At 57.6% G+C, this 13,726-nt stretch carries 13 protein-coding genes and 3 pseudogenes; 10 read left to right on the plus strand and 6 right to left on the minus strand.

Annotation, left to right across the window (positions count from 1 at the left end; all coding sequences use genetic code 11):
- Window positions 1–467: 467 nt before the first annotated feature.
- The 5 genes from NL528_RS08895 to NL528_RS08915 all read right to left on the minus strand — a co-directional run bounded on the left by NL528_RS08895 (window position 468) and on the right by NL528_RS08915 (window position 5,680).
- Window positions 468–1,148, minus strand: a complete 681-nt coding sequence (locus NL528_RS08895) for a TetR/AcrR family transcriptional regulator (protein ID WP_309182207.1) — start codon at window positions 1,146–1,148, stop codon at window positions 468–470.
- 139 nt (window positions 1,149–1,287) lie between these two features.
- Entirely contained in the window at window positions 1,288–2,172 is an 885-nt protein-coding gene (sucD, locus tag NL528_RS08900; RefSeq protein WP_309182206.1) for a succinate--CoA ligase subunit alpha, read from the minus strand.
- A 1-nt stretch (window position 2,173) separates the two neighbouring features.
- A complete protein-coding gene (gene sucC, locus NL528_RS08905) occupies window positions 2,174–3,373 on the minus strand; it encodes an ADP-forming succinate--CoA ligase subunit beta (protein WP_309182205.1) in 1,200 nt (399 codons plus the stop codon).
- Window positions 3,374–3,462: 89 nt separating this feature from the next.
- Window positions 3,463–4,329, minus strand: a complete 867-nt coding sequence (locus NL528_RS08910) for a MaoC/PaaZ C-terminal domain-containing protein (RefSeq protein ID WP_309182204.1) — start codon at window positions 4,327–4,329, stop codon at window positions 3,463–3,465.
- Window positions 4,330–4,357: 28 nt separating this feature from the next.
- Window positions 4,358–5,680, minus strand: coding sequence for a hypothetical protein (locus NL528_RS08915; RefSeq protein WP_309182203.1), 1,323 nt, complete (start codon window positions 5,678–5,680; stop codon window positions 4,358–4,360).
- A 109-nt stretch (window positions 5,681–5,789) separates the two neighbouring features.
- Between NL528_RS08915 and NL528_RS08920 the strand changes: the two are divergent.
- From NL528_RS08920 to NL528_RS08940, 6 genes and pseudogenes are all read left to right on the plus strand, one after another.
- Window positions 5,790–5,990: pseudogene (locus NL528_RS08920) on the plus strand (ATP-binding cassette domain-containing protein); the annotation flags it as partial.
- Between the two features lie 20 nt (window positions 5,991–6,010).
- Window positions 6,011–6,328 carry a DUF1330 domain-containing protein gene (locus tag NL528_RS46985; RefSeq protein ID WP_375144045.1) on the plus strand — a complete coding sequence of 106 codons (318 nt, stop codon included), beginning with the start codon at window positions 6,011–6,013 and terminating at the stop codon, window positions 6,326–6,328.
- Window positions 6,252–7,012, plus strand: a pseudogene (locus NL528_RS08925) (3-keto-5-aminohexanoate cleavage protein). Before NL528_RS46985 ends, NL528_RS08925 begins: the two are co-directional and overlap by 77 nt.
- A 133-nt stretch (window positions 7,013–7,145) precedes the next feature.
- Window positions 7,146–8,531: a glutathione-disulfide reductase gene (gor, locus tag NL528_RS08930; RefSeq protein ID WP_309182319.1), complete on the plus strand. Its 1,386-nt coding sequence runs from the start codon at window positions 7,146–7,148 to the stop codon at window positions 8,529–8,531.
- Between the two features lie 788 nt (window positions 8,532–9,319).
- Window positions 9,320–9,634 (plus strand): hypothetical protein, encoded by a 315-nt coding sequence (locus NL528_RS08935; protein ID WP_309182320.1) that lies wholly within the window; start codon window positions 9,320–9,322, stop codon window positions 9,632–9,634.
- 269 nt (window positions 9,635–9,903) lie between these two features.
- Window positions 9,904–10,692, plus strand: coding sequence for an EamA family transporter (locus NL528_RS08940; protein ID WP_309182321.1), 789 nt, complete (start codon window positions 9,904–9,906; stop codon window positions 10,690–10,692).
- Between the two features lie 116 nt (window positions 10,693–10,808).
- Here NL528_RS08940 and NL528_RS08945 read toward each other — a convergent pair whose 3' ends face one another.
- A complete protein-coding gene (locus NL528_RS08945; protein WP_309182322.1) occupies window positions 10,809–11,609 on the minus strand; it encodes a GntR family transcriptional regulator in 801 nt (266 codons plus the stop codon).
- Window positions 11,610–11,976: 367 nt separating this feature from the next.
- Here NL528_RS08945 and NL528_RS08950 point away from each other — a divergent pair, with 367 nt between their 5' ends.
- The 4 genes and pseudogenes from NL528_RS08950 (at window position 11,977) to NL528_RS08965 (ending at window position 13,607) form a co-directional block, all read left to right on the plus strand.
- A complete protein-coding gene (locus NL528_RS08950; protein WP_309182323.1) occupies window positions 11,977–12,192 on the plus strand; it encodes a hypothetical protein in 216 nt (71 codons plus the stop codon).
- Window positions 12,193–12,319: 127 nt separating this feature from the next.
- Window positions 12,320–12,520: pseudogene (locus NL528_RS46990) on the plus strand (ABC transporter substrate-binding protein); the annotation flags it as partial.
- 49 nt (window positions 12,521–12,569) lie between these two features.
- Window positions 12,570–12,884 carry a hypothetical protein gene (locus NL528_RS08960; RefSeq protein ID WP_309182325.1) on the plus strand — a complete coding sequence of 105 codons (315 nt, stop codon included), beginning with the start codon at window positions 12,570–12,572 and terminating at the stop codon, window positions 12,882–12,884.
- A 3-nt stretch (window positions 12,885–12,887) separates the two neighbouring features.
- Window positions 12,888–13,607: an ABC transporter ATP-binding protein gene (locus NL528_RS08965; protein ID WP_309182326.1), complete on the plus strand. Its 720-nt coding sequence runs from the start codon at window positions 12,888–12,890 to the stop codon at window positions 13,605–13,607.
- Window positions 13,608–13,726: the final 119 nt, after the last annotated feature.

A 13,726-nucleotide genomic window follows, 5' to 3' on the forward strand; every position in this document is an offset into this window, starting at 1 on the left:
TTATTTTACCGTAGGGTAAAATCGTGAAAAGGTCAAACTTGCGGATGAGGGAAGGGTCCTCGGAAAGGACGATTTGCGCCCGGTAATAGGCTTTTCTGACCTGTCTTCCGGCAGAAGTGGCTATTGTGGTCCTAGGAGCCCAAGCCCTGGATGTTGATCTCGAGGCCCGAATGAAATTCCTGGTCGGCATCGATATGCAGTAAGCATTACCCAGCCGCCCTCGAAGCCAGCACACGGGAATCCGGCAGCGATCCAACCATATTAGCGGAAGAAGTGGAACGCGCGATCGAAGGCGAGGAACCTGCTCTGCGGATCACGGTTGGAGAGAAGGCGAAGAAATTCATCGAGGCGCGACGGTCAATGCCCAAAGCTGACTTTTGGCATATGATTGCAGAACGTGCGCAACTGTTACCGGGCAAAACCCCAGGACGATCCACTTGGCGGGCTCGGAGTAGCTCGCCTACCCCTTAGGGACCTTTCGACGAGTTGGGCCTTTTGCTATCGGCGTGCCCCTTGATCAAACGTTCGGAACGCTTGCCCGATAAAGGAGCAGCTATGCCACCCATGACGAAATCCACGATAGTCGCTGCCGCTTCTCCGATGGGGAGAGATCCTTCTGGCTTATACCAACGCGAGATCCAGTTCACGGCGCCCAGCGCCGAAAACGACATCATCTTGGGGTCTCCGTTGCGCAGGGACTGGTCGGCAACGCCTTCCTCCACGATCTTCCGTATGCCGATGTCGAACTTGTCTCGAAGATCCATGACTTCGGCCAATTGCTTGGGCTTCAGCGCCGAGCTGTCCAGAAACATAATTGACTGAAGGTTTCCGTCAGCGACATGGATCGCATAGTGCCGCAGAAGATTAGCCAATTTTTCGCTTCCGCTAAGCTTCTGCGCACTCGCCTCCTCAAGTATATCCAAGGCGCCGCGATGCGCCGCTATGGCGCAAGCGAAGAGTAGGCTTTGCTTGTCGCTGTAGTAGTAGTACAGGGCTTGCTTAGTCACTCCAAGGTCAACTGCGACGTCCGCCAGAGTGGTCCCGTGATATCCGAAGCGGCTGAAGAACCGCGCCGCGGCACGAACGATCTCAATTTTTTTGAGATTGTAGACCTCGCTCTGGCTCGGGAGCCGATTGCTCCATTTCATAAGGGGGACCTTTCCGTAGGACGACGTCGCCGATACTTCACGAGTTCGGGATTTTACTCAACATAAGACCTTTCGGCCCGGCGGCAATGCGTCGTTTCCCAATGGCAAAATAGCCATCTGGCCGTATTGGCCGCTTCCTTCAACTCTTGAGTACTCCGACCAACGTCTTTCCGAGCCGCGCCGGCGACGGCGAGACCGTGATTCCCGCCGATTCCATCGCCGCGGTCTTGGATCCGGCGTCGCCCTTGCCGCCGGAGATGATCGCACCGGCATGGCCCATGCGGCGGCCGGGAGGCGCGGTGACGCCGGCGATAAAACCGACCATCGGCTTCTTGCGGCCGCGCTTGGCCTCGTCCTTGAGGAACTGGGCGGCATCTTCCTCGGCTGAACCGCCGATTTCGCCGATCATCACGATCGAGGTGGTTTTGGGATCGGCCAAAAACATCTCCAGCATGTCGATGAATTCGGTGCCCTTGACCGGATCGCCGCCGATGCCGACCGCGGTGGTCTGGCCGAGGCCTTCCTGGGTGGTCTGGAACACCGCCTCATAGGTCAGCGTGCCCGACCGCGAGACGATGCCGACATTGCCGGGCTTGAAGATGTTGGCCGGCATGATGCCGATCTTGCATTCGCCGGCGGTCATCACGCCCGGGCAGTTCGGCCCGATCAGGCGCGACTTCGATCCCGACAGCGAGCGCTTCACCCTAACCATGTCGAGCACCGGAATGCCCTCGGTGATGCAGACGATCAGCGGAATTTCCGCATTGATCGCCTCGCAGATCGCATCCGCAGCGCCGGGCGGCGGCACATAGATAACGGATGCATCGGCGCCGGTCTTGTCGCGCGCCTCGGCAACGGTATCGAACACCGGCAGATTGAGATGCTTTGAGCCGCCTTTGCCCGGCGAGGTGCCGCCGACCATCTTGGTGCCGTAAGCGATCGCGGCTTCGGAATGGAACGTGCCGTTCTTGCCGGTAAAACCCTGGCAGATGACTTTGGTGTTTTTATCGATCAGAACGGACATTTTACGCGGTGCTCCTGACCGCCTTCACGATTTTCTGCGCGGCATCGTCGAGGTTGTCGGCGGGCACGACATTGAGGCCGGACTCGCGGATGATCTTCTTGCCGGCGTCGACATTGGTGCCTTCCAGCCGCACCACCAGCGGCACTTTCAGGCCGGCTTCCTTGACCGCGGCCACCACGCCTTCGGCGATGATGTCGCATTTCATGATGCCGCCGAAGATGTTGACCAGGATGCCCTTCACGTTCGGATCGGCGGTGATGATCTTGAACGCCGCGGTGACCTTGGCCTTGTCGGCGCCGCCGCCGACGTCGAGGAAGTTCGCCGGCGCCATGCCGTAGAGCTTGATGATGTCCATGGTCGCCATCGCGAGGCCGGCGCCGTTGACCATGCAGCCGATGGTGCCGTCGAGCGTGACGTAGTTGAGATCATATTTCGACGCCTCGATTTCCTTGGCGTCCTCCTCGGTCTCGTCGCGCAGCGCCGCGACTTCGGGATGGCGATACATCGCGTTGTCGTCGAACGACACTTTGGCGTCGAGCACGCGCAACTGGCCCTGCTTGGTGACGACAAGCGGATTGATTTCCAGCATCGCCATGTCCTTGGCGGTGAAGGCGTTGTAGAGCTGCGACACCAGCTTCTCGGCCTGCTTGGCGAGATCGCCGGAAAGATTGAGCGCCTTCGCCACCGTGCGGCCGTGATGGCCCATGATGCCGGTCGCCGGATCGACCGAGAAGGTGATGATCTTTTCAGGCGTATTGTGCGCGACGTCCTCGATATTGACGCCGCCTTCGGTCGAGACCACGAACGACACTTCCGAGGTTTCGCGGTTGACCAGGATCGAGAGGTAGAACTCCTTGTCGATCTCGGAGCCTTCCTCGATGTAGAGGCGGTTGACCTGCTTGCCGTGCGGTCCGGTCTGCACCGTGACGAGCGTTGCGCCCAGCATCTGCTTGGCAAATTCATTGACCTCGGCGACCGACTTGGCGATGCGCACACCGCTCTTGTCGCCGGCGGAGGCTTCCTTGAACTTGCCCTTGCCGCGGCCGCCAGCATGAATCTGGCTCTTGACCACCCAGATCGGGCCGGGAAGCGCCTTGGCCGCCGCTTCCGAATCCGAGGCCTTCAAGACAGGCACGCCGCGCGAAATCGGCACCCCGAATTCATGCAGCAGGGCCTTGGCCTGGTATTCATGGATATTCATCGATTACTGTACTTACGAGGCACGTCGGGGTGCGGATCCGCGCCGGCTTGGTTCGGCTCCCAAGCAGACGCGCTCCGAGGAAAACTAAGTCATTGCTCGCGTAGGACTGCTTTGCCGTTATTAAATGCGACAGCATCTTTCCGTTCGGGCAACTTGCAGCGAAAGGAAACCACGGATCCGTCGCGCCAGATTTCAGTGCGTATCATCTCTCCCGGAAAGACAGGTGCAGAGAACCGTCCACCGATCTCCGCGATTTGGGCAGCGTCGTACCCAACCTGGCTCTTCAGGATAGCGTGACAAGCAGCCCCGTAAGTGCAGAGCCCCTGCAGGACCGGACGCGGAAAGCCGGCATTCGCCGCAAAGACCGGATCGCGATGCAGCGCATTTCGATCGCCGCTAAGAGCATACAAGAATGCCTGGTCCGGACGTGTCTTAAAGTCGATGACCGCATCCGGCTGCCGTTCGGGAATTGGATGAGCAGATGGCGCAGATCCTTCCGGGCCATCGAAGCCGCCGTCGCCACGGGCAAACACCGTCATCCTGTTCGTGCAAAGCAGCTCTTTGGTATTGTGATCACGGATTGTGGTCTCGATAAGTATGACCGCGCCCTTGCCCGCCCCCTTGTCGAAAATCGCCGGGAAGCGAATCGACGCCGCCACAGTCCCGGCCGTTGGAAGGGGCTTATGGAGGGTTACGCTTTGCTCCCCATGCACGGCCATCAATGTATTGATGCCTATATCCATGATCGGCGCGTCATCCCAGGCGATTACGGTAGCTTGCGTAGGTACGGCCTTCAGTTTTCCTGTCTTCTCGAACACGAAATCGAGTTCGTTCGTATCCAGAGGGTCTTGGCCGAACCCTACACCCAACGCATAGAGAATGGTGTCGCGTTCCGTATAGCTATATACCTTTTCCGGCCAGTTGGACGTAAGCAGCTTTTTCCAATCGAATGACACGGTGATTCTGGTCCCTGTTCTTGACGATCTATTCGACGTATGCCCGCGCAATCGACCCGATCGAGCAATACAGGACATCGCGATTCCAGCCCGAGGAGAGGAACATCCCGTTCGCGGTTCGGCTTTCCGTTGCGACTCTGCCCTTCTCTTCTCCGGTCTCGACGTCGAAAACGACGATCTCGTCGAAGCCATTCCGGAAATCGTTGACCGCAACCTCGCCAGTGTCCAAGAACAGGACGAGCTGCATGGAAATCCGACATGGCCTGGCCCACAATTGCTCGAACCTCCCGTCACTGTAGCGAAACGCTCCTAGGCGCCCATTTCCGGTGTCGAACGCTATTGCAATCTTGCGGACAGGATCGAACGCGGGTGGGCTGAATATTGATCCGCGCGGCAGGCCGAAGGGTTCAAGGGTAACCATTCGGCTCGGATCGCGAATATCGATTCGCATCAGCTTCTGAGGGCTCGAAGCGAGGCCGTTGAATACGGACCCTCTCTTCGGTCGCTCGGTTCCGAACGGACGCGTGCTGAAAATCGTGACATTGGCCTCGTTGTCGCCATTGTCCAGAAACCAGCACCCCCCGTCTGAGAGGCAGCTATCCCAAGAAAACGATTGCTGATCGTCAGGAAGCGTTCTGTAGCGCGGCTGCCAATCGGCATCCAAAGACAACTCGTCCTTCTTGTAGAGGTATCGGTAGAAGTGATGACGTCCTGGAACGTAGACAATCTGTCCATTCTCGGTGGAGTCCATCGCGATGCGGCCCATCGAGTTCTCGGGAATGTCCACTTCGGGACCGACCTGCTCCAGACGATCGGGCTCGAGAACGACGAACTTTGACTTCCTACCAACGTCGCGCTCGATATTCTTCATAACGAGACGGCCATCAGCCATAACTAGGAAACTATTATAAGCCGAATCCTGCGGAAGCTTCCGCTCAGCCACCACGTGGCAGTCGGGATCTAATTTGAAGCATCGATCCCCGTTGTTGATGTAGATGAACCCGTTTGCGTGCGCGACGATCCCGCCGCACCAGGTATGCCCTCCAGAGGGTAGTCGCGGGGATTTTCGGATGGTTTCCAGCGACACGCTATCGATGCGCTCGACACCGCCGTACTTCTCCTGCGAGTCAATGTGATTGTTATACATAAGAAAGATTTCGCCCGGCGCCCGTTGGACGGTCATCACGTTCCATTCGCCATTGTCGCGCGACGTCTGCTTCAATTTTGAGGATGAGGACAGATTCAGACCCGCCGAACGCGGGGCTTTCTGTCGACGCGGACCCCCACATTCGGTCGGCCAAGGACTGTCGTAGTAGCCGGGAATGGCCTTCGCGCTGTCAATGCCAGTCATTATCTGCAACCTCACTTTTACCTATAGGACAATCATTTTGCCCTTGAGTCAAATGCAAAATGCTGTACCAGTTCGGCCAGCGAAAACCTCAAAGCAGGAGACGTCTTCCTTGGCCCACGATTTCATCCTTGAAACACGCGGATTGACCAAGGAATTTGCTGGCTTTTTCGCTGTGCGCGACGTCGCCCTCAAGGTGCGACGCGGCAGTATTCATGCGTTGATCGGGCCGAACGGGGCCGGCAAGACGACGTGCTTCAATCTGCTGACCAAGTTCCTGAGGCCTTCCACCGGCCAGATCTTGTACAAAGGGCAGCTTTCGAGCGGAGCGTCGTGGTCAGGCTCCCGAACCTGGAAGCCGCGGAGAAATGTTACCACTCGCCTGAGTACACCGAGGCCCGCAAGTACGTCGGCACCGCCGAGCGGCACATGGTCGCGGTCGAAGGCCTGGACAAGAAGGCGACGCAAGTCGGGTGGTGGTGCCGTACCGAAAGAAGTGAGAATGAACAGCCTCTCGATCATGGTTGCGCCCAACGGAGCGCGGAAGACGAAGCGGGATCATCCGCGCATCCCGATTTTGGCAGAGGATATTGCGCGGGAGGCGGCCGCCTGCACCGTAGCCGGCGCACAGGCGTTGCATCTGCATGTTAGGGACGATCTTGGGGAGCACTCGCTGGATCCAACACGCTATCTCACGGCCATAGCTGCTGTACGGAAAGCTGCCGGGGCAGAACTGATCTTGCAGATAACGACGGAATCGGTGGGACGATTTGCGCCCTCCGAGCAGATCGAGGCGGTTCGGGCGGTGTGTCCGGAAGCTGTCAGCATCGCAGTGAAGGAGTTGGTACCCGACTATGCCAGCGAAACGTCCGCGGCTGGGCTTTATCTGTGGGCGTTCATGAACGGGATTGCAGTCCAGCACATCATCTACAGCGTTACGGAGTTCGGTCATCTGCTTGACCTCATCGAACGGAAGATAGTGCCCGGCGTACGTCATTCGGTCATTTTTCCGCTCGGCAGGTACGAGAAAAACCAAGAAAGCGATCCCACCGAGCTCGTTCCGTTCGTGGACATGGTCCGGGACAACGGAGGCTCGAGCCGCTTCGACTGGTCTGTATGTGCATTCGGTGCATCGGAGACCGAATCCTTGGTAACTGCCGCCGCTTTGGGGGGCATTGCCGAATAGGATTCGAGAACAGCTTCCTGAACGCAGACGGTTCGATGGCGAAATGCAACGCTGAGCGCATCGTCGACTTGAGAAAGGCGCTTTATGCCAATCGGCGCCCTCGGGCATCGCGGGCTGAGACGCTGAAAGTGCTAGGTCTTCCAGTCTGACCCTCTACGCCGATTGAGCAACGGTCGGTATTCCACCGATTGGTTGGAATCGATTTCCGAGAGACATTTATCGAATGTACCTGAATGGAAACGTAAGATTCGATAGCAAGAGCTGAAGGTACGCGGGTGAGCTATGGCTGAACACGACATTGATCTCTTCGTAATTGGAGGTGGTTCGGGCGGGGTTCGCGCCGCTCGCATCGCTGCCAGCTATGGCGCTAAGGTGATGATCGCCGAAGAGTATCGGATGGGCGGTACCTGCGTGATCCGCGGCTGCGTGCCGAAAAAGCTGTTTGTGATCGGCTCGCATGTCCAGCAGGAGCTCGAGGATGCCGTAGGCTTCGGCTGGACCATTCCGCAAGCGAGCTTCGACTGGTCGACGCTGATCGCCAACAAGGACAAGGAGATCGCGCGGCTTGAGGCGGCCTATACCGTCAATGTCGAGAAGTCCGGCGCGCGTGTCGTCAAGGCGCGTGCGGTGTTCGAGGATGCGCACACCTTGCGCTTGGCGACCGGTGAGACGGTAAAGGCCAATCACGTGCTGATCGCGACGGGCGGCGCGCCTAACCATGGCGCCGAGATCCCCGGCATCGAGCACGTGATCTCCTCGAACGAGGCGTTCCATCTGCCAGAGCTGCCTCGGCGCGTCGTGATCCAGGGCGGCGGTTATATCGCGCTGGAGTTCGCCGGCATCTTCTCCGGTTTTGGCTCCGACGTCACCGTGATCTATCGCGGCGACAATATCTTGCGCGGCTTTGACGAGGACGTTCGAGCTCATGTGCGCGCCGAGATGGAGAAGCGCGGCATCACCATCCTGACCCGCTGCACGGTGACGAAAGTCGATCGTCACGGCAAGGAGTTCACCACGCATCTGTCGAACGGTTCGAGCATCGCCTCCGAGCAGGTGATGTTTGCGATCGGCCGCCATCCGAACGTCGCTAATCTCGGTCTTGAGAAGGCCGGCGTCGCCATCAATCCGAAGAACGGCGGCATCGCCGTTGACGGCTGGTCGAAAACGTCGGTGCCGCACATCTACGCGATCGGCGACGTCACCCACCGCCACAACCTGACGCCGGTCGCGATCCGCGAGGGTCACGCGTTTGCCGATACCGTGTTCGGCAAGCGTCCGGCGCGGGTCGATCACGCGACGATCCCGACGGCAGTGTTCTCGCAGCCCGAGGTCGGCACCGTTGGATTGACCGAAACCGAAGCGCGCGCCCAGTTCGGCTTCGTCGACATCTACGAGGCCACCTTCCGCCCGATAAAGGCAACGATGTCCGGCCGCGACACTCGCGTGCTGATAAAGCTCGTAGTCGACGGCGCGAGCGACCGCGTGCTCGGCTGCCACATCGTTGGCGACGCAGCCGCCGAGATCATCCAGGCGGTCGCCATCGCCGTGAAGATGAAAGCGACGAAGGCCGATTTCGACGCCACCATCGCGCTTCACCCGACCGCTGCGGAAGAACTCGTGACCATGCGCACGCCGACGGCGCGGCACGTCAGGCAGGCGGCGGAATAGGGGATGACCGGGACATGGCTTCGATACGCTGCGTCGCGCGGCGGTAGCGACCGAAACCTGCCGTCTGCCGCGCGCACCCTGTCCATCGAACATCCATTCCGCTCCGCCCCGCGCCAACGGAGGTATTCGGGCGGAAAGATGCGGACAGTGGCCTCCGCCGTCGAATTATGAAGCTGAAGATCGCGATAAACAGGAACGCCAGTGCGCCCAGTATAGTCGGGCGGATTCCTTTCGCGTAGAGTCTGGAGACATCGGGTTGAGACTCGCAGGTAGAGGGCAGCACGCACCCGACACGATTCGAGCGTGTGACCTTTGCCTTCGGAGCAAGATAACGTGCCCATCCGAAAAATGCGATAGGGCACGCTATTCTACGCTATCCCGCTGAAGCAGCTGGAAATCTCAGCAACACAAGCGACGTTCCCATCCGAAAACACGCGCCGATTTTCTCCCGCCTGCTTACGTCCTGCTTACGCGAGAGAGAAGTGCCCGGAATGAAGAAACGTTAGGCACGATGTGAAACGGAGACGGAGGACGACATGACGATAATTCCTTCCTTGTTGGACGCTCCCGAATGGCGCGTCCGATGCACGGAGAATTGCCCGATCGCGCCATATGCGAAAAGCCGAATAGTTTCGACGATTAGGTTCGAGATGTTCGATTAGACGGCGCGGGCCGCGCGAGAGGGATCGAACGAAGACGCTCTAGCCGTTCCGCTTGGCGGCTACCATCACCATCGAATCATCCGATGACAAAGTCATCGGATGATAAGCCGGCGAAAGGATGACCCGATGATCACTGCGATAGTTAGATACCAATTACCCGCGTCCATCGGAAAGGAAGAATGCCGTGCGCACTTCCTGAGGATCGCAATCAACTTCGGTGAGGTAAAGGGACTGATCCGAAAGCAATTCATATGGAACGAGAGCGGAACAGCTGGAGGTGTCTATCAATGGGAGACCATCGACGACGCCCGTCGATTTTATCAAGGCCCGTGGCTTGCGGGCATCCTTTCTCGCTACTCGAACTATCCGGCGATCGAATACTTTACGACTTTCGCTTTGACGGAAAACCCAGGAGGAGTAGTAACCGACCTTGGTGATTGAACCATCGCTCAAGGCACAGTTGTTATCCGTCGCACCTTCTGCTTCCGATTATCCCGAAATCCTGAAGGGATTCGAGTGATTGCGGTGAGCATCAGGTGGGAGGAATCAAGCTGCATCCGCGTGTGTCCGCGATGAACCGCGCCGGGCCACATTGCCAATGTCGTCCGCAATGGTGATGCACCGTGTAAAGATACCGCGGAAGCCTTCGAAGCATCCGTCATGAACCCGAGGCTCGCAGCCGCCATCGCAGCGTCGTTGTGGGGACGACGATGCTTCCGCCAAATCCGCTGTTCGTCGGAGCCGTTCGCGCGTTGGGTGGAGCAATTCCACTGTTGCTTATTTCACGGGAGATTCCTGCCGTCGCGTTCTACGGCAAGTTGGTTCTCCTGGGGACGCTGAATGCGGGGTTGTTCTTCGGGCTGTTGTTTATTGCGGTATCCAGACTTTCAGGAGGAGCTGCAGGAAGCGTGCAGGCGCTTTTCCCGCTTTTCATAATGCTGCTGGCCTGGTTCGTTCTGGGCGAGCGACTGACGACTGCTAAAATCACGGGTGTCGCGCTCAGCACCTTCGGCCTTGCCTTGATTATCGGCGAAGGAAGCGGATCGCTTGATCCGATTGGGATCGCGGCGGCCGTCGGTGGAACATTTTCACTGGCGCTGGGCGTCATCCTGATCAACAAATGGGGGTGCCCGATCTCGATGACTGGTTTCACAGGATGGCAGCTGGCGATAGGCGGAATCGAACTGGCGATTCTGGCCCTTGTATTCCATGACATTCCTGCAGCAGTCTCGGACACCAATGTTCTGGGGTTGGTTGTCCTGGCCGTTGTCATCACGTCCGTCCCTTTCTTCTTCTGGTTCCATGCCACTTCCCAGTTAGGCGCGGTCGCGATTGCGCCGTTTACATTGCTCATCGCCATAAAGGCGTTTGTCTGGGACGTCGCGATCTCTCAAAAGATTCCGACCATCCTGCAGGCAAGCGGCATCGTTTTGATCGTGACCGTCATTCTCCTTAATCCGCCAGCAATCAAAAGAAATCGTAGCCGCCATAATGGATAGCTTTTGGCTATCCCGGTTCGTCGAATGCGTGCGATCATCGTGACCCGGGCATCATGAAACGCCCGATGCGAACCTAGCCGAGCGTATGGAATAGGACGAGCCGAACAATTTCGTGTTCAGGCAGGTTTGGAAACCGATGCCCTATCAGCCTTGGCAGACTTCGTTCGGATTTTTGTGGCCTTGGTTAGTTTTGCTTGAGAAGCGTTGAGCCGCCGAACTTCAATTCGTCCATACTCTAGCATTGCCGTAAAGTGCTCTTTTAGAAGTCGCGTCGCCTCGTCTGCATTCCGCTGCAGCGTAGCTTCCATGATCAGACGATGGTCGTCTCGCCGCTGAGGGCTGCCTTGATAATGTTTCCGAGACAAAAACCTGTAGCGGTCCGCGGCGTCAAACAGCTGCTCGCAGAAATCGATTAGCCACTTGGAACCGCAAGCGTCTATCAGCGCGGTGTGAAACGCGCGGTGTGCTTGTTCCCAGGCGGGATCAATCGGGCCGCTGTCGCGCTCGGCTGGACCGGGCAGGCGCGACATACGATGGAACGCGATAAGAACACGCTCTTCCCAGGCCTGATCGCCGTTGGCGATCGATGCTCGCAAAGTGGCCTCGTTGCTCCAGCAGCGGGTCTTGTTGATGTCTTCGAGATCATCTTCCGAGAGCGGTGCGACCGTAAACCCACGCTGATCATTTTGCTGAACCAGCCCGTCGCGTGAGACGCGATTCAATGCTTCGCGAACCGGACTGAGGCCGATCTCGTAGCGCGAGCATAACTCGCGTATGAGCAGCTTCGTACCAGGTTCGTAAGTGCCGCTGACGATGTCGAAGCGCAATCGCTCGTAGGCGGACGAGGCCAGTGTTTCGCCGCCCTTGTTTTTTGTTTTGGTTTTATTGACCTTTGGCATGGTGTTTGCTTTGTCCAACGATACTCGACTCAGTGAACCAAATCGAGCAGGGCAAATTCTAGGCAGAAAATCTGTAATGAGTAGGTGCGTTCCTGCGTAACGCTCAAACCTCACATCCCGCGAAAGACGGCTCGAACCTCGCGTGGTCGGCTCACAGCATATGGCGTGTAAAGCGACACCCAACACACTTTAAGCTCCATACCGCATGCGGCTGCATTTCGCCATCCATTTCTTCATTTTATCAAAAGTACGATTAAAATCGATTTTACGTTTATTTTTGTGATTTTATGTGTTTTTAAGTCCGAGAGCAGTTGATCCCGTTTTCTCAACACGGACTGCCATCGGGAGGTGGAATGCCGTACCGTTTTCGCTGCGGAGCGATCGTTTGGATGAGAGGATCAGCGTTCCGCTCGGCAGCCATCTCAATGAGCAGATTGCCCGGCTGGTCGCGGAGCGTATCCATCTTGGTATCGACGATGGAGCGCACTTCGGTTTGTGCCGCGCCCAAGGTGGTTACTGTCGCGGGCTGTATCCCGCACCATCAAAACCGATGCCGCGGAAAATACCGGATCGTCAAAGTCTTCAACTCGCCGAGATGTGACGTGTTTGCGGCTGCCGCTGAAATCTCCGCGGCGTCAATCGGAACGCCGTGCATAGACATCGGCAGAGAGGCTTAAGGTCAGCATGAAGTCGAAACTAGTTCGGGAATTGAGCGCTCTCACCATTGCATGTGCTCGGTGCTCATCGCGAATCCGGTAAACGCGCAAAAAGCCGCCGGCGATCCGATAAAGATCGGTGTTATCCTGCCCCTTACCGGCGCCGGAGCCTGGACCGGCATAAATCAACGCAACGGTGCGGTGTTGGCCGAGAAGGCCATCAACGGCTCGGGCGGATTCAAAGGCCGACCGATCAAGCTGATCGTGGAAGACGATGCCACAAATCCTGATACTGCCGGTAGCAAAGCCAACGGCTTGATCTATGGAGAAAAAGGTTATCGCCATCATAGGGCCCGGACAAACCGCCAATACGCTGGCGGTGGGCGGCCTCACGAATGCTGTCAAATTGCCGCATATCGCATTATCCGGATTGGGGCCCGCCGCGGAGCTGAAGCGGAAATGTGTATTCCATATCGCTCCGACCCAGTCACTGAATGCGCGCGCCATGCTGGACCATGCTCGATCGCTCGGGATCAAACGAACCGGAGTCCTGTACTTCGGCGAGATCATCGCCAGCGGTGACATGGGGGAAATTCAGCGTAACGCGAAAGTCCGCGAAGTCTATTTGGGAACATGAAGCATGCTGACTGTCGAGGGACTCACTGCAGGATATGGTCCGCTGGTCATACTGCGCGATATCTCCCTCAAGATGCTAAAGGGCGAGGCGGTTGCCATTGTCGGTGCCAATGGTGCCGGAAAGACCACGCTGGTCCGCGCGCTTTGCGGGCTGAATAGGGCACACGGGGGCCGCATCGTCAAAAATGGCATCGATATCACCGGCTTCCCGGCTCACGCCAGACCACGGCACGGGATGGCCGCGTTATTGGAAAACCGTCGCTTATTCGGCGAGTTCACCGTTCGTGACAATCTGCGCTTGGCCGAGGAGGCCGGACGGAAGCATCGCGGGCGCGATCTTCGTTTCACGTGGGATGACATATGCGATCTGTTTCCCATGATCGGCGAACGCGAGCGTACCCGCGTCGAATTGCTGAGCGGCGGTCAGCAACAGATGGTTGCGATCGCCCGCGGCCTCCTGCTGCAACCGGACCTATTGATACTTGACGAACCATCCACTGGTTTGGCGCCCAAGGTGGTGAAAGAGATCTTGCAAGTGCTGCATAATCTGCGCGCGCGGGGCATGGGCATCCTTCTCGTCGAACAGAACGTCGGGATCTCAATCGAAATCACCGACCGGGCTTATGTCATGTCGTTGGGGCGCATCGTCCACGACGTGCAGGGAAATGAATGGCGCAGCTTCATGCAAGACGAGCGACTAGCGAAAGCATTTTTGGGTCAATGAAAAATCGATGCATTTTTATTCTCTTATAAAAAATCGTTTTTTCTTGATTTCGCTGTCATTGTGTGCTGCCCTGGAGAGGGCGGACAAAAGCCTCTCAGCCAAAGCCTTCGGCTGAAACA

It is taken from the genome of Bradyrhizobium sp. Ash2021 (assembly GCF_031202265.1).
Taxonomy (GTDB): Bacteria; Pseudomonadota; Alphaproteobacteria; order Rhizobiales; family Xanthobacteraceae; genus Bradyrhizobium.